We start from the raw sequence: 17,134 nt of genomic DNA on the forward strand, positions 1-17,134 counted from the left end.
GATGAAACGATTGCTCACGGTGATCAAGGTCAAAAGGATTCAATTTATCATTACCACTTCCTTTACACTCGTGACAGTACTCGTCATGCTGTTTGTCGGGGTGATGCTGTACGGAAAATTTGCGCAGACGGCAGAGCAAAACGCCTATCTGCACACGCAGCAAATCCTGGAGCAGGTGAAATACAATCTGGACAGCTATTTGAATGGGATGACGCAAATTTTCGAACTCGTCGATGACAAGATCAGAAGAAGCAAGGGGCTCACGGCAGACAAGCTGAGCGAACAGCTTGAGACAGTCGTAGAAACGAGAAAGGACATCGTCTCCATCGCGGTTTTTACACGAGACGGAACGTTATTGGCCACAACTCCTTCCAAAGTACTGAGGAAAAACACTCGTTTGACCGAACAGAGCTGGTTTCAAAAGGCGATCGAGGACCCGACAAACCTGTCCTTTTCGCTCCCGCATATCCAGAACTTGTTTAAAGGGGAGTACACTTGGGTCGTCTCGATGAGTCGGGAAATTCTTCTTCACGGACCAGACGGAGAAATTCCTGCGGTACTTTTAGTCGATGTGAATTTCAAGGAGATCGATGAGTTGTGCCAGAGAGTGGGCTTGGGGAAAAAGGGGTACGTCTACATCATCGATTTGGTCGGGAACATCGTCTACCATCCGCAGCAGCAGTTGATTTACGCCGGATTGAAAAATGAAAACCGTTCCTTGCCGCTGAAGCATTCCTACGGCAGCTATGTAGAAGAGACACAGGACGAAACGCGTTTGATCACCATCAAGACCATCGATCAGCTAGGCTGGAAAATCATTGGGGTTTCCTACATGGATGAGATTGTGACAACCAAAAAAGAAATCAGTCGCTTCATTTTTTGGCTGCTCATCTTTGTGATTGTCATTGTGTTGTTCGTGCTGCACTATCTCTCTGCAAAAATATCACGACCGATCAAGCTACTGGAGCGATCCATGGAAAAGGTGGAGCAGGGAGACTTTTCAGAGAGTGAACCGATCCGGGGAAGCCATGAGGTCGAACAGCTTTCCTTGCGTTTTCATCTGATGGTCGCGAAGGTCAAAGAATTGATGCACCAGATCATTCGAGAACAGGAAGCTAAACGAAAAAGCGAGCTGGAGGTGCTACAGGCACAGATCAATCCGCATTTTCTGTACAACACGTTGAACTCTGTGGTCAGAATGGTGGGCAACGGAAAAAACGAGGATGTCATCACCACGATTACTTCGTTGTCAAAGCTGTTTCGGATCAGCCTGAGCAGAGGCAAGAACATTATCACGGTGCGGGAAGAGCTGGAGCATGTGCGACATTATCTCATTATTCAAAAAATGAGGTACAAGCAAAAATTTGAGTATGAGATCGTGGTCGAGGATGAAGATGAGGTGCTCAACTGTCTGACGCTGAAGTTACTTCTCCAGCCGATTGTGGAAAACGCCATCTACCACGGGATTGAGCATTTGGCTGATCCGGGCCGGATTCGCATATATGCAGCACTCATCGACGGTAAGGTGTTACTTCAGGTAAGTGACAATGGCTTGGGCATGTCCCCTGATGTTCTTGCACAAGTAAAAGCTGGCTTTTACAAAAGCGAAGAAGGCTCGGGCGTTGGGATTCAAAACGTACAAGAGCGCATCCGCTTGACCTTCGGCGAAGAGTACGGTTTGGAAATCGCGAGCGAACTGGAAGAGGGGACCGTTGTGCGTGTATGGATTCCGCGCCAGGTTGCAGAGGAGCGAGATCATTTATGAGGACAGCAGCGGTGAAACGATTTAGCGTATACGGACTGTTCGTTTTGGTAGCGGTGACGCTTCTTTACTCGTGTAGTGCTCCGCTTACGGATGGGGAAGTAGACAAGAAAAAGACAGTGGCGCTGATCGTCCGTATGAAGCACGGCGATTATTGGCGAACGGTCAAGCTCGGGGCGGAGATGGCTGCCAAGGAATATGAGCGAAACCTGAATTTTTACGCGCCGGACTATGAGGAGGATGCCCAGAGGCAAATGGAGCTGGTGCAGCAGGCAATCGCAGATGGCTCCGAGACAATTGTGGTGGCACCTAGTGACGAGCAAGTTTTGCGAGAAGCCATCAAGCTGACGAGGGAGCGGGCCATTCCGATCCTTGTACTCGACACAGTCGGAAAAGATTCAGCCGTCAAAAGCTACATTGGGACAGATAACTACGATATGGGCATGAAGGCATTCGAAAAAATGGTGTACCTGATCGAAAAAAAGGGGCAAATCGCATTGCTCGGCACAGATCGGGTAAAGGCAAATGCCAAACGAAGAGAACAGGGCGTCCTCGATTTGCTCCCACGGGAAACGCAGGTTGAGCTGGTTGCCAACGAAAATGTCCCCTTGGATAAAAGGCAGATCGGTGAGTGGACGCGCGAACTGATCCGCAAGCATCCGCAGTTGAAAGGAGTGATTGCACTCGATGCCAGTACAGCGATCGGTGTGGCCGAGGAAATGGAAAACAGTGGACTGCGGGACAAAGTCAAAATCGTAGCAATCGACAGTCCGCCGGAAGTGCTGGAGTATTTGCAGGAAGGAATCATTTCCGCGACGATCATCCAGAAGCCGCTATCGATGGGATATCTAGGCGTCAAGTACGCAGTCGACGCGAGCAACAAAGAAGCAGTGCCCAATCTGGTCGACACCGGAACAAAAGTAATCGATCGGGAGAATATGTTCTGGTCGGAGAATCAAAAGCTCCTCTTCCCCTTCGTTAAATAGGCCACCGAAAAACAGATGAGTATTTTGATAAAAATGCGCAGGATTTTCGATGGAACACGATATGGAAAACGCTTACATTTGGTGTATATCAGATGTAAACATAGGGGATAAAGGGGGATTTTCGAATGAGAAAGCTGATTGCCACTACACTGGTAGCCGCAGTAACACTCTCGGTGGTTGGATGCTCACAATCTGGCGGTTCGCAGCCGGCAGCGTCCGGGGGAGGCTCGACTCCTGCGGGGAATCCCAAAATCGGAGTCGCCATCTACAAGTTCGATGATACGTTCATGACAGGAGTACGCAATGCGATTTCGAAAGCCGCGGAGGGTAAAGCGGAAGTGGACATTGTAGACAGCCAAAATGCCCAGCCTACGCAAAATGACAAAGTGGATTTGTTCATTAACAAAAAGGTAAATGCCCTCGCCATCAATCCGGTGGATCGCACAGCTGCTGGCGTCCTTATCGACAAGGCGAAGCAAGTCAATATTCCCGTCGTCTTCTTCAACCGTGAGCCGATGCCAGAGGATATGCAGAAGTGGGATAAGGTCTACTACGTGGGAGCAAAAGCGGAGGAATCCGGCACGATCTCTGGGCAGTTGATCGTCGATTACTGGAAGGCAAATCCGGAGGCAGATAAAAACAAGAATGGTGTCCTCCAATACGTCATGTTAAAAGGCGAACCAGGGCATCAGGATGCTGAGCTGCGGACGAAGTTTTCGGTGAAGGCGATTGAAGATGCAGGGATTAAGGTAGAGAAGGTCGCGGAAGATACGGCCATGTGGGATCGCGTAAAAGGGCAGGAAAAGATGGCAGCCTTCCTCGCAGCTTCCGGTGACAAGATCGAAGCCGTTCTTGCCAACAATGACGATATGGCACTGGGGGCAATCGAAGCGCTGAAGGCATCTGGCTATTTTGCGAATGGCAAGTACATGCCCGTTGTTGGCGTGGATGCCACAGCGCCTGCACTGAAGGAGCTGGAGGTGGGAACCTTGCTAGGAACGGTCCTCAACGATGCGAATAACCAAGGAAAGGCAACGCTTAGCATCGCGGCGTCTTTAGCGAAGGGTGAAACGCCAACAAAAGATTCCACAGGTTTTGACATTACGGACGGCAAGTACGTGTGGGTGCCCTACAAAAAAATCACCAAAGAGAACATGAACGAAGCGAAATAGAAAGCAGGAGAGTCGGTGAAGAGACGAATCCGACTCTCCTTTTTCGGTGATGGGGATGATTTTGCAAAAAGGAGGGCATTCGCATGGGCCAGCATGCGTTTTTGTTGGAAATGAACCACATTCATAAAGAATTTCCAGGGGTCAAGGCACTCGATGATGTCACGCTAAAAGTCCGTCCCGGAACAGTCCATGCACTGATGGGAGAGAATGGAGCAGGCAAATCGACCCTGATGAAGTGTCTCTTCGGAATTTATCGACCAGATGCGGGAGAAATCGTGTTAAACAATGAGCAGGTGACGATGAGCAGCTCAAAGGACGCGCTGTCTCATGGCATTTCCATGATTCATCAAGAGCTGCATCCGGTGCCCTTTCGTAATGTCATGGAAAACATATGGCTAGGACGTTTTCCGGTCAAAAGATTCGGTCCTTTTCCGTTTGTGGATGAGAAAAAAATGCTTGCGGATACAGAGAAGCTGTTTGCTGATCTGGGTATGGACCTGAATCCGCACGCTGTTGTCCGTGACCTATCTGTATCCAAGGTACAGTCGCTTGAAATTGCTAAAGCTGTCTCCTACCAATCCAAAGTGATCATTATGGACGAACCGACGTCTTCACTGACGGGAAACGAGGTGGAGCAGCTATTTGCGATCATCCGTGAACTGAAGAGCAGAGGTGTTGCCATCATCTATATTTCACACAAGATGGAAGAAATTTTACGGATTGCGGATGACGTGACGATCATGCGCGATGGCAAGCTCATTGGAACCTGGCGGGCCGCTGAGCTGACGACAGACCTGATCATCTCCAAAATGGTCGGACGGGACCTGACGCAGCGTTTCCCGAGTCGATCCAATACGCCCGGGGAACCGATTTTGAAGGTAGAGGGACTGAGCTCCCCATTTTCCCAATCATTTCAGCACGTGTCGTTTGAATTATGCAAAGGAGAAATCTTGGGCATAGGCGGCCTCGTGGGGGCACAACGAACAGAGCTAATTGAGGCATTGTTTGGACTGCGCGCGGTGTCAGCAGGAAAAGTGTCGATCAACGGTCAGGAGGTACGGATCAAATCACCGAAGGATGCGAAGAAGTACAAAATGGCGCTACTGACGGAGGAGCGGCGAGTCACCGGCATCATTCCTGTCTTATCGATTCTGGAAAATACGGTAATCGCGAATTTGGCCAGTTACCAAACACCTTTTCTGCTCCTCAATGAGCGCAAGCGAAGAGCGGATGTCAGCCAAAGCATCGAGATGCTCCGCGTCAAGACACCCTCTATGAAAGCCTTGATCAAAAACCTGTCAGGAGGCAATCAGCAAAAGGTTCTGTTGGCGCGGTGGCTTTTGACTGATCCGGATATTTTATTGCTGGACGAACCTACGCGTGGAGTCGATGTCGGCGCCAAATTCGAAATCTATACCATCATCGCGGAGCTGGCGAGTCAGGGAAAAGGCATCATCATGATTTCCTCGGAAATGCCGGAGTTACTTGGAATGTCAGATCGAATCATGGTCATGTGCGAGGGTAAGCTCTCCGGTTTTTTGTCAGGCCCAGCGGCAACCGAAGAAGAGATCATGCGGCTGGCTACCAAACATCTTGCATGAGAAAGGAGGGGAACAGGCATGTCTCAGTTGTCTGCTAAACAGGTGCAAGGCTTTGTTACGCAAAATGCCATCTATATCGTTCTGGTTTTGTTGATAGCGGGAATAGCGATTTATGATCCCAATTTTCTTTCCATTACAACGCTTCGGGATATTTTGATGCAATCCTCAACTCGCGCCATTATTGCCTTGGGTGCTGCGTTTGTTCTTATTACAGGCGGAACGGATCTTTCAGCGGGGCGAGTCGTCGGATTGACGGCTGTCATCTCCGCCTCGATGCTGCAAAGCCAAGACTATCCGCGGAGATTTTTCCCGGATTTACCCGATTTGCCGTTGCTTATCCCTATTCTCATTGCAATTGCTGCGGGCTTGTTAGTTGGCCTGATCAACGGCATTATTGTGTCTCGTTTTAGTGTGCCCCCTTTTATCGCCACGTTGGGCATGATGGTCATCGTGTACGGGTTCAATTCCATCTATTTTGATATGGAGCCCAATCAATCTCAGCCAATAGCTGGACTACGCAGTGACTTCAATCATCTTGGGACAGGGTACATCGGCCCTAGTGGCCCGTATTCGATTCCGTATATCGTCATCATTGCGATCATGGTTGCGTTCATCGTTTGGGTGATCTTCAACAAAACACGGCTTGGTAAAAACATGTACGCCATTGGAGGCAACATGCAGGCCGCAACTGTTTCCGGGATCAACGTCGCTTTCAACCTCATGATTATTTATGCCATTGCTGGTGCCCTGTATGGACTCGGCGGTGTTCTGGAGGCAGCTCGTACAGGTGGCGCGACGAACAACTACGGCAACATGTACGAGCTGGACGCCATTGCAGCCTGTGTGGTAGGTGGAGTCTCGACGTCTGGCGGAATTGGTACTGTTCCAGGTGTGCTTGCGGGTGTCCTTATTTTTGGCGTCATCAACTACGGTCTTACGTTTATCGGAGTCAGCCCGTATTGGCAGCTCATCATCAAAGGACTCATCATTGTGGCAGCCGTTGCTTTTGACATTCGCAAATACTTGGCGAAAAAATAAAAAGAGACCCCAACCAGCTGCCAGCCAGCTTTTCTGGGGTCTTTGATTGTTTATTTTCGCAACGGTGTGATTTTCATATACGTAAATAATCGCCATACCCACTCAAGTGGCCCCATGCGGAAGACAGACAGCCAGAGTACGCTAAATACCATTTGCACTACGTAGATACCGAGGCAGATCAGTGTCGTTTGCAGGTAGCCGAGATTGCCAAACCAATCGAATAAATAGCTTCCCACAAGGATCAATACGGTTTGTCCGACGTAGTTTGTCAAAGCCATACGCCCATAGCTGGTCAGTGGAGAGAGGATGGTCTGGACGGTTTTATTTTGCAGCAGTCGAATCAAGGTCGTCGTGTAAAAGGCAGCCATGACAAGACCAGTGGAGGTCAAGGCAACCGTGTAGTTCATCAACTGCTGAAGGGTTTCTTCTGACACGGTATCGTCTACAACCAGATTCGCTCCACTCATTGCCGGATCAGTCGGAGTCAGTCGGTATTGGATGAACAAACCAATTAACGAAAGGACGAAGGTCACGCCCTGTACTTTTTTAATCACTGGCAAAAATCTCGGAATGTCCTGAAAGACCCCGTACTGCCCGACGGCAAGTCCCAAAATAAACAATGGAAGCACCAAAAGCGGCTTGAAGCCGGTAGCACAGACAGCAATCGAAAGAATAAGGCCGATGATTAGATTGGTTCGCGCCTTCAATCGATTAAAAGGCAGTAAGATGAATCCGAAGATGGCATAGATGAAGAGTGCTTCGCCAGGGTGAAACATTTTATGCACATAGCCAAGAGCGAGTAGCGCAATCAGACGTCGAATGAATAAAACCGTGCTGTTGGCCCCTTTTGCTTTTGCTCGACTGATGAAAATATAGAAGCCCACCCCAAACAAGAAGGAAAAGATCACGAAGAAGCGAGATTCCACAAAGAAATTGAAAAACTGGAACAGCCAGTGGTCCACACTTCCGATCTCAGGTGTTTGTGCATACAGCAATGCCACGATGTTGACGAGGAGAATGCCCATTAAGGCGAAGCCCCGTACGGTATCTAATGTATCAATTCGTTGGTTCATAGTAGGTGCGTTTTCTTTCAATCCCATCACTTCCTTCTCTCGTTGTTAGTCGTCCGATCGCGCACTTTTCCTATCCTAGCTCATCCGGGGATGGAGGAGAAATGGCATTTGCTTACGTCTCGCTTACAAAAGTGTAAGAAGTGAGGGGATCTTCCGTATTCGACCGCAACTTCATCCCAAATTCCTGCGTCTATTGTAATAATCAGGAAGTCGGGGTGCACAATGAAACCGATCGCACGGGGAAAGTGGCGTCTGGCTGCAGGCATGGCATATTTTCGTTGGAAAAGGTATGTACAATGGACATTTGGTCAAACGAGATTCGCTCATGAGAAAAGAAGCGATTTGTTGCGTTATGTCCATTATTCTCATCAAACGATTTTGTTACGCCCATTGCAGAACGTGGAAATGTGGATGCAGTACAACAAAGTGATCAATTTGCGTCTGGCGATTGCACGACTGAACGGATTGCTCATCCATCCTGGGGAAACCTTTTCGTACTGGAAGCAGATTGGCAAGCCGACCCGTAGCAAAGGCTATGTAGAGGGCATGCTGCTCTCACAGGGACACGTTACAGCTGGAGTTGGCGGAGGGCTTTGTCAGCTCTCGAATCTGTTGTACTGGATGACCCTGCATACGCCATTGACAGTGACGGAACGACATCGTCATAGCTACGATGTTTTTCCCGATTCGAATCGGACACAGCCGTTCGGAAGTGGAGCGACTTGTTTCTATAACTATCTGGATTTGCAAATCGCTAACCGTACGAGTCAGCCCTTTCAACTGCATGTCTACTTGACCGATACACATTTGGTAGGGGAATGGCGTTCAGACATGCCACCGACACGGACGTATGTCATTATCGAGAAAGAACATGAGATTCATCCTTCGATTTGGGGAGGGTATGAACGGAAAAATGAATTGTATCGTGATGTTTACATGCTTGCAGGAGAATGGGTGGAGCAAGAATGGCTGACGCAGAATCGGGCTTATTTGATGTACGAGCCATTGCTGCCGAAAGGATGATGTTTCCTGTTCCGGATACGAACTGGAACTCCACTGCGATCTGTGCGAAAATAGGAACATATGCTTTCGTCTAGGGAACGTGGAAAGGTGGATTTATACATATGTCTTTTGCAGATCGTATCACAGCAGGCCTGAACCCGGAGCAGCGGGAAGCAGTCCTTACAACAGAAGGCCCCGTCTTGATTTTGGCCGGTGCGGGTAGCGGCAAGACCAAAGTACTGACACAGCGAATCGCATACCTGATCAGTGCCAAACAGGTAGCGCCTTGGAGCATTTTGGCGATTACCTTCACCAACAAAGCAGCGCGGGAGATGCAAAACCGTGTGGCTGCCATTATTGGCGGAGCGGCAGCGCAGGATGCATGGCTGTCGACGTTTCACTCCTTGTGTGTGCGGATTTTGCGCAGGGATATCGACCGACTCGGCATCAATCGCAGCTTTTCCATTTTGGATGCCGGTGACCAGTTGTCTGTCGTCAAGCAATGTTTAAAAGAATTGAATATCGATCCGAAGCAGTATGAGCCGCGTTCGATTTTGGCAGCGATCAGCGGAGCGAAAAACGAGCTGACCGATCCAGAAACCTATACGCGTCTTGCAGGCGATCCGTTTGCACAAGTGGCAGCCAAGGTTTACACGGCTTATCAGAAAAAGCTGAGAAACAACCAATCGCTGGACTTCGACGATCTGATCATGACGACAGTTCGTCTGTTTAAAGAAGTGCCGGAAGTATTGGAGTTTTATCAAAAGAAATTCCGTTACATACACGTTGACGAGTATCAGGATACAAACCGGGCGCAATACCTTTTAATTTCTATGCTGGCAGACAAGTCTCGAAATGTATGCTGCGTGGGGGATGCTGACCAAAGTATTTATAAATGGCGCGGTGCCGACATCTCGATCATTTTAAACTTTGAAAAAGACTATCCCGAAGCGAAGCTTATTAAGCTCGAGCAAAACTATCGCTCTACCAAAACGATTTTGCAGGCGGCGAACCAGGTTATTGCCAACAACAAGCTGCGCAAAGAAAAGAAGCTCTGGACAGAGAATCCGGGCGGCGACAAGATCATGTGCTTCCAGGGTGATTCCGAGCACGACGAGGCGTATTTTATCGTCGATACGATTCGCAAGCAGATGGCACAGTACAAGAGCTACGACAAATTCGCGATCCTGTATCGGACGAATGCACAGTCTCGCGTGGTCGAGGAAGTTTTCATCAAATCGAACATGCCGTACACCATCGTCGGCGGAACCAAGTTCTACGATCGCAAAGAGATCAAGGACATCTTGGCTTATTTGCGTCTCATCTCCAATCCGGATGACGATATCAGCTTGCAGCGCATCATCAACGTACCGAAGCGTAATATCGGGGATACGACGGTAGATAAGCTACAAGCGTATGCGAACGCAAATGGTCAGTCCCTTTTCCAAGCGATTCAGGAGACGGCTTACATGGGACTGCCTTCACGCACGACGAATGCGATCCTGTCCTTTAATGATCTCATCTCGAATTTAATGCAAATGACCGATTACTTGAGTGTGACTGAGCTGGTGGAAGAAGTGCTGAAGCGCTCTGGATACCGTGATTCTTTAAAAGAAGAAAAGACACTGGAAGCACAGGCTCGTCTGGAGAATATCGAGGAGTTCCTGTCTGTAACCCAGGAGTTCGAGCGCAAAAATGAAGACAAGAGCTTGCTAGCCTTCCTGACGGACCTCGCGCTGGTGGCAGACATCGATTCCTTGGGAGATGATGGTGCCCAGGAGGAAGTATCAGCAGAGGGGCAGGTTGTATTAATGACCCTGCACAGCGCCAAAGGGCTGGAGTTCCCTGTCGTGTTCCTGGTTGGTTGCGAGGAAGGTGTCTTCCCGCATAGCCGCTCTTTGTTTGACGATGCCGAGATGGAGGAAGAGCGCCGACTGGCTTATGTAGGAATTACACGGGCAGAGGAACGTCTGTACATGACATGTGCCCGTATGCGGACGTTGTTTGGACGGACCAATGTGAATGCGCCGTCTCGCTTCCTGCAAGAAATTCCAGCTGAGCTGTTGGAAGGAAATCCAGCGACAGCGGACCGAAGCTTTGGCGGTGGACGCAGCAGTGCATTTGGACAGCGTGATAGCAGTGCATTCGGACGTGACACGGGAGCGAGACCGTTTGGAGCGTCCTCTTCACAAGCAGGCTCTGCTCCGAAAATTGGCATGGGTCAGAGAACCCCAAGCAGCACACCTGCTACGTTTACTCGTCCGGCGGGTGAAAAACTGCCGGGACATGGTCAAGGAGCAAGCGTTGATTGGAAGGTTGGCGACAGAGTGGCGCATGGTAAATGGGGCAACGGTACGGTCGTCAAAGTAAAAGGAACAGGCGACGACATGGAGCTCGACATTGCTTTCCCAAGCCCGACTGGCATTAAAAAGCTATTAGCGAAGTTCGCCCCTATTCAAAAAGGATAGTGTGCAAATACAGGCCAATCGCAAAAGTAAAGGATGAACGAAATGGATCGATTGACGGCGGAAACAAAAATTAAAGAATTAGCGAAACGAATTGAGCGGCATAATCGTCTTTACCATGAAGAGGATCGACCTGAGATTTCTGACCAGGAATACGATCAATTGATGCGGGAGCTAAAGGAGCTTGAAACGAGCTTCCCTGATTTGCAGTCACCGGACTCTCCTTCCTTGCGTGTAGGGGGAGAACCGCTGCCCTTCTTTGAAAAGGTCGTTCATAAGACACCGATGCTCAGTCTCGGCAATGCCTTTAATGAGGAGGACATCAGGGATTTTGACCGCCGGGTGCGTCAGGCCGTTGGCAGTCAGGCTGTTCGCTATGTAGCTGAACTGAAAATTGATGGTCTGGCCGTGTCGCTTCATTATGAAAATGGGCTGTTCGTCCGCGGGGCTACCCGTGGAGACGGAACAACAGGCGAAGACATCACACAAAACCTGAAAACGATTCGTTCCATACCTTTGCGGCTGACGAAGCCGGTAACCCTTGAGGTTCGCGGTGAAGCTTACATGTCCAAAGGAGCATTTGAAAAGCTGAACAAAGAGCGCGAGGAGCGTGGAGAAGCGTTATTTGCCAATCCGCGCAATTCCGCAGCGGGCTCGCTGCGACAGCTCGATCCGAAGATTGCCGCATCCCGTCAACTGGATACGTTTATTTACGGCATTGGAGATTTGCAAGGGGAGACAGTAGAATCCCACAGTGAAGGGCTTGATTTGCTAGAGACGCTCGGCTTCATGGTGAATCAGGAGCGACGTGTATTTGACGACGTCGATGAACTGCTCGCTTTTATTGCGGGCTGGACAGAAAAGCGTCCTCATTTGCCTTATGAAATCGATGGCATGGTGATCAAGGTCGACAGCTACGCTCAGCAGGAGGAGCTCGGATTTACTGCGAAAAGTCCGCGTTGGGCCACCGCATACAAGTTCCCTGCCGAAGAAGCGGTTACGATTCTCGAAGGTATTGAAGTATCTGTGGGGCGTACTGGGAATGTTACCCCGACTGCTTTATTGAAGCCAGTCAGTCTGGCAGGTACGACCGTAAAGCGTGCTTCCTTGCACAACGAAGATATTATTCGGGAAAAAGGTCTCCTTATCGGCGATCATGTTGTCGTCAAAAAAGCAGGGGACATTATCCCGGAGATTATCGCAGTCTTGCCTGAGCGTCGTACTGGAAATGAAGTACCGTTTGCCATGCCAACGCATTGCCCCGAATGTGGGAGTGAGCTGGTACGCTTGGAGGAAGAAGTGGCTCTGCGCTGCATCAATCCAATGTGTCCGGCCCTAATCCGTGAAGGCATGATTCATTTCGTGTCCCGTACGGCCATGAACATTGACGGCTTGGGAGAAAAGGTTGTGGCCCAGCTCTATCATGACGGTATTATCCACAGTGTCGCTGACCTGTATTATTTGCACCAGCAGCGCGATGTTCTACTGGGCATGGAGCGCATGGGTGAAAAGTCCGTAGATAATTTGCTCGCGGCTGTTGAAGCGAGCAAGGAGAACTCGCTAGAGCGCGTCTTGTTTGGTCTTGGTATTCGCTTGGTCGGAGCCAAGGCGGCACGTGTTCTCGCGGAGCATTTTGGCAATATCGATGCCATTATGCAGGCATCCGAAGAAGAGATTACGCAAATCGATGAGATCGGGCCGAAAATGGCTGCGAGTCTCGTGAACTACTTCGCACAGCCGCAGGCTCAGGCAGTTATTGAGAGACTGCGAGCGGCTGGAGTGAATATGGAGTACAAAGGAATCCGCATTGAAAGTGGCGCAGACCTCCCATTCTCAGGAAAAACAATCGTTTTGACCGGCACCTTGACGCAAATGTCGCGACAAGAAGCAGAGGAAGCGATTGCGCGCTTGGGTGGCAAGGTAACAGGCAGCGTCAGCAAGAAGACAGACCTGGTGATTGCAGGCGAAAAAGCCGGCTCCAAGCTGGAGAAGGCAGAAAAACTAGGCGTGGCTGTTATGGACGAAGCAGGCTTCCTGCAAGTATTGGAGAGCAACGCCTAAGAAAACGGTGGCGACAACGGATGAGTAAGGGAAGGGACGTGAAGAGCATGAATAGCTTCCTGAAATGGGGAATCGGTGCAATAGCCATGCTGCAATTGGTTGGCTGTGGAAGTAACAGCAGTACTGGCAGTGAACAACCCAATACGAATCCTCCAACAGTTACAGCTGCTGCTCTACAAGGGAACTTGACCTATCAGGACGTATTGGAGCAGGGAGCAACCATTCACAATCTGATGATGACAGATGATGCTAAGCAAATATGGGTGGGTACCAATTCGGGGCTGTATAGCTCGGTTGGGGGTGGATCGTGGGGATCTCTCTCGACAGATTTAGAGGATTATACGATTGAAGGTTGGTTTGTGGACCCGGATGATCCGAAGCAAATATTTGTCGGCGGGATTGAGGGGGTTCTTCATTCGTCAGATGGCGGTAAAAAGTGGGCTTCTGTCAACAAGGGGTTGCCAGAGCCTGCGAATATCAACAGCTTTGTGGGGAGTCGACAAGGAGACGAAGTACGTCTGTTTGCCTTTGTCTCGGGTGAAGGCATTTATCAATCGACGGACGAGGCCCAATCTTGGAGCCTGTGGCAGCCGATGGATCAGGAAGTATTTGCCATGGACTTTGATCCTGAACAAGACCGACTCTATGTAGCGGCCCAATTCAGCTTGCTCTATAATGAAGAGGGGCAGTGGAAGACAGAGGAGATTCCCGGAGCACAGCAGATCTATTCGCTCGCCATTAACAGACGAACTGGCACTCTCGCTGTCGCAACCGAAAAAGGTATCTATGAGAAAACCAAGGGCGAATGGCGTTTGCTTGATGCTCGCTCACCAGAAAAGCTGATTGTCATTGCTTCAGGTGGCGAGGATACAAAATGGGTGGGAATTGGCGAATCGGCATTGATCTACAAGCTCGAAGGCAATCGATGGATCAAGTGGAACGAATGATTTGTACATCGCCCACTTTTGGATACGAAAAGGAGTAATCTATGAAAGTGAAGTTTTTGACAGGATGCAGGTTCTTGACAGCTGTACTTCTTGTGATGGCATTGACTGGCTGCTCGTTGATACCTGGGGGCAAGGACAAAGCTCCTGAGCCTACTACACCGTCCTTGTCGGAGGTAGTGGAAGTATCCGAGGATTACTACGGCAGCATTACCCCGTACCAGCCAAACCAGACACGAGGAATGCTTGCTGATACGAAATATCGCATCGATTTCAGTCACCTTGAATTAGGCCTGATGGAGTTTGCTCGGGAGACATTCCCGACATCCGATTATTATTTCCAAGAAGGTCAAGTGATCAAGAAGGAGCAAGTCACCCAGTGGATCGCACAGGAAAAGACGGCTGGGGCAAACGGGAAAAAGAAAAACGGAATTCTCGTGCACGTGTTGGAGCATGATTACCTGAACAAAAAGGATAAGAGCTTGGCTGGCATGGTGCTGGGCTTGTCGCTTTCGCCGAACTATCAGGATGCAACCGGTCAGGACAAGGTGTACACGACACAAGAACTGCAAGCAAAAGGCCAGCAGGTTGCAGCACGTATCGTGCAATCTGTACGTGGCACCAGTCCGGAAGTTCCGATCCTGGTTTTGATGTATCAAGTACCGGAGGTGAATTCTACTCTGGTGCCGGGGCACTTCATCATGTCAGGAACAGTAGGGGCGAATGAAGCAACGATATCCAAGTGGCTGCCGATCGAAGAGGAGTATTTTCTGTTCCCGAGTCCAGAGGTTGAGCAGAAATACCCAGAGCAGTCGTTGCAGTACGACAAGCTCATGCGCCAATCCAAGGGCTATTTCCCTGAATATATCGGGATGACGGGTCTGGGACGGTTCATGGACGGCAGGCTCACGGAAATTACGATCACGGCCACGGCAGAGTATGACTCCAGAACAGAGGTTTTGCAGTTTACGCAATTTGCAGCAGGAAGCATTAATCAGCTCTTCGACAAAAGCGTTCACGTCAACCTATACGTACAGTCGATGAACAAACCATTGTCGCTCTACATTCGACCGACAAGTGGAGAACCGTATATGCATATTTACAGACAATAAGGAAAAGCATAAAACACCCGAATGATCGCCTGAGAAGGTGAGGAGGTCGGGTGTTTTTTTGTACACAAAAGATAGTAGGTTGAACAAATGTGTGAAAAGTTGAACGGTGTGTGTACAGAAGTGTTCGAAATACTTCTTGAATCTTGTCGGTGATTTTTCTGCAAAAATGCAAACACTAATAGAGTCGAGCTTTTAATTGTTTTGTTGGTATGATCCTTGCATATGTTTTATGAGTGATCCGAACATGGAAGATATCGATAAGGAGGCGTCACAGATGCAAGTGGAATTCAAAAACGAGGCGTTTACCAATTTTAGTCTGCCAGAAAATAAAAAGGCATTTGAAGAAGCGCTCGCTAAGGTAGAAAGTGAGCTTGGCCGTGAGTATCCGCTTATCATCGGCGGAGAACGCATCACAACTGAAAAGAAATCCAACTCCTTCAACCCTTCTAATAAAGAACAAGTAGTGGGCGTTGTTTCCCAGGCTGATCAAGCACTGGCTGAGAAAGCGATCCAAACAGCTGCTAGCACTTTCGAAACTTGGAAAAAGGTGCCTGCACAAGCACGTTCCCGCTATCTGTATAAAGCATCAGCAATCCTGCGTCGCCGCAAGCATGAGTTCTCTGCTTGGCTCGTAAAAGAAGCAGGAAAAAGCTGGGCAGAGGCTGATGCTGACACAGCAGAAGCAATCGACTTCATGGAATACTATGGTCGTCAAATGGATAAGCTGTCCCAGCGCCATGACCTGCCTCGTATCCCTGATGAGGACAACGAATTGTACTACGTTCCACTCGGCGTAGGTATCGTTATCCCGCCTTGGAACTTCCCGTTGGCGATCATGGTTGGTATGACGACAGCTGCTCTCGTAGCGGGTAACACTGTCGTATTGAAGCCTGCTTCTACGACTCCAGTTATCGCTGCGAAATTCATGGAAATCCTCGAAGACGCTGGTGTACCAGCTGGTGTTGTGAACTTTGTACCAGGTTCCGGTAGCCAAATCGGAGATTACCTCGTAGAGCACAACCTGACTCGTTTCATCAGCTTCACTGGTTCCCGTGACGTAGGTCTGCGTATCAACGAACTGGCTGCGAAACATCGTCCAGGTCAAAAATGGATGAAGCGTCTGGTTGCCGAAATGGGCGGTAAAGACTCCATCGTGGTTGACAACGACTGCGACATCGAGTTGGCTGCACAGTCTATCGTGGCTTCTGCATTCGGCTTCTCCGGTCAAAAATGTTCCGCTTGCTCCCGTGCTATCGTTCACCAAGACGTGTACGACCAAGTACTGGGTCGCGTAGTAGAGCTGACCAAACAACTGACTGTGGGCGACATCAGAACTAACGAATTCTACACAGGTCCTGTGGTTGACGAGAAAGCTTACAACAAAATCCTCGAGTACATCGAGATTGGTAAAGCAGAAGGCAAACTGGTTGCAGGTGGCGAAAAAGGTCCAGAATCCGGCTACTTCATCATGCCAACTGTATTTGCAGATGTAGATCCACAAGCTCGCATCATGCAAGAAGAAATCTTCGGTCCAGTGGTAGCGTTCGCGAAAGCCAATGATTTCGATCATGCAATGGAAATTGCGAACAACACTGAGTACGGTTTGACTGGCGCTGTCATCAGCCGCAACCGTGAGAACTTGGAGCGCGCTCGCGAAGAGTTCCACGTAGGTAACCTGTACTTCAACCGCAAGTGCACAGGCGCTTTGGTAGGTGTACATCCATTCGGAGGCTTCAACATGTCCGGTACAGACTCCAAAGCGGGTGGACCAGACTACCTCTTGCTCTTCACACAAGCAAAAATGGTTTCTGAGAAACTGTAAGCTTCGCAATAAAAAAGGCCGCCTCTTTTACAGGGGCGGCTTTTTTGTTCCCATTTTGTCCACACTAAAGACAAAATGAAGGGCAAAGCAGGTGAG

The 17,134-nt window shown here is 49.5% G+C and carries 12 protein-coding genes; 11 read left to right on the forward strand and 1 reads right to left on the reverse strand.

All coding sequences use genetic code 11. From position 1 onward, the window contains the following. The first annotated feature begins 1 nt into the window (after position 1). The 5 genes from ACM6JA_RS01770 to mglC all read left to right on the forward strand — a co-directional run bounded on the left by ACM6JA_RS01770 (position 2) and on the right by mglC (position 6,559). Entirely contained in the window at positions 2-1,765 is a 1,764-nt protein-coding gene (locus ACM6JA_RS01770) for a cache domain-containing sensor histidine kinase (RefSeq protein ID WP_414850903.1), read from the forward strand. After that, positions 1,762-2,748 carry a substrate-binding domain-containing protein gene (locus ACM6JA_RS01775; protein ID WP_414850904.1) on the forward strand — a complete coding sequence of 329 codons (987 nt, stop codon included), beginning with the start codon at positions 1,762-1,764 and terminating at the stop codon, positions 2,746-2,748. Before ACM6JA_RS01770 ends, ACM6JA_RS01775 begins: the two co-directional genes overlap by 4 nt. Positions 2,749-2,873: 125 nt before the next feature. Continuing rightward, complete coding sequence (locus tag ACM6JA_RS01780; protein WP_414850905.1) at positions 2,874-3,920, forward strand: galactose ABC transporter substrate-binding protein; 1,047 nt, start codon at positions 2,874-2,876, stop codon at positions 3,918-3,920. Positions 3,921-4,003: 83 nt separating this feature from the next. Beyond that, a complete protein-coding gene (locus ACM6JA_RS01785) occupies positions 4,004-5,521 on the forward strand; it encodes a sugar ABC transporter ATP-binding protein (protein WP_414850906.1) in 1,518 nt (505 codons plus the stop codon). Between the two features lie 18 nt (positions 5,522-5,539). Next, positions 5,540-6,559 carry a galactose/methyl galactoside ABC transporter permease MglC gene (gene mglC / locus ACM6JA_RS01790; protein WP_414850907.1) on the forward strand — a complete coding sequence of 340 codons (1,020 nt, stop codon included), beginning with the start codon at positions 5,540-5,542 and terminating at the stop codon, positions 6,557-6,559. A gap of 50 nt (positions 6,560-6,609) precedes the next feature. Here mglC and ACM6JA_RS01795 read toward each other — a convergent pair whose 3' ends face one another. After that, positions 6,610-7,659 (reverse strand): DUF418 domain-containing protein, encoded by a 1,050-nt coding sequence (locus tag ACM6JA_RS01795; RefSeq protein ID WP_414850921.1) that lies wholly within the window; start codon positions 7,657-7,659, stop codon positions 6,610-6,612. 195 nt (positions 7,660-7,854) lie between these two features. On the opposite strand from ACM6JA_RS01795, the gene ACM6JA_RS01800 reads away from it, so the two are divergent. From ACM6JA_RS01800 to pruA, 6 genes are all read left to right on the forward strand, one after another. Then, positions 7,855-8,655: a VanW family protein gene (locus tag ACM6JA_RS01800; protein WP_414850908.1), complete on the forward strand. Its 801-nt coding sequence runs from the start codon at positions 7,855-7,857 to the stop codon at positions 8,653-8,655. A 101-nt stretch (positions 8,656-8,756) separates the two neighbouring features. Next, on the forward strand, positions 8,757-11,102 hold the full coding sequence (pcrA, locus tag ACM6JA_RS01805; protein ID WP_414850909.1) for a DNA helicase PcrA: 2,346 nt from the start codon (positions 8,757-8,759) through the stop codon (positions 11,100-11,102). 42 nt (positions 11,103-11,144) lie between these two features. Continuing rightward, positions 11,145-13,160: an NAD-dependent DNA ligase LigA gene (gene ligA, locus ACM6JA_RS01810; RefSeq protein WP_414850910.1), complete on the forward strand. Its 2,016-nt coding sequence runs from the start codon at positions 11,145-11,147 to the stop codon at positions 13,158-13,160. Between the two features lie 20 nt (positions 13,161-13,180). Continuing rightward, positions 13,181-14,107 (forward strand): WD40/YVTN/BNR-like repeat-containing protein, encoded by a 927-nt coding sequence (locus ACM6JA_RS01815; protein ID WP_414850911.1) that lies wholly within the window; start codon positions 13,181-13,183, stop codon positions 14,105-14,107. A gap of 41 nt (positions 14,108-14,148) precedes the next feature. Further along, positions 14,149-15,216: a CamS family sex pheromone protein gene (locus ACM6JA_RS01820; RefSeq protein ID WP_007717525.1), complete on the forward strand. Its 1,068-nt coding sequence runs from the start codon at positions 14,149-14,151 to the stop codon at positions 15,214-15,216. A gap of 274 nt (positions 15,217-15,490) precedes the next feature. Further along, a complete protein-coding gene (gene pruA, locus ACM6JA_RS01825; RefSeq protein WP_414850912.1) occupies positions 15,491-17,038 on the forward strand; it encodes an L-glutamate gamma-semialdehyde dehydrogenase in 1,548 nt (515 codons plus the stop codon). The last annotated feature ends 96 nt before the right edge of the window (positions 17,039-17,134 follow it).

Origin of the sequence: Brevibacillus sp. IT-7CA2, from assembly GCF_949767855.1 — a bacterium.
In the GTDB taxonomy this organism is placed as follows: Bacteria; Bacillota; Bacilli; order Brevibacillales; family Brevibacillaceae; genus Brevibacillus.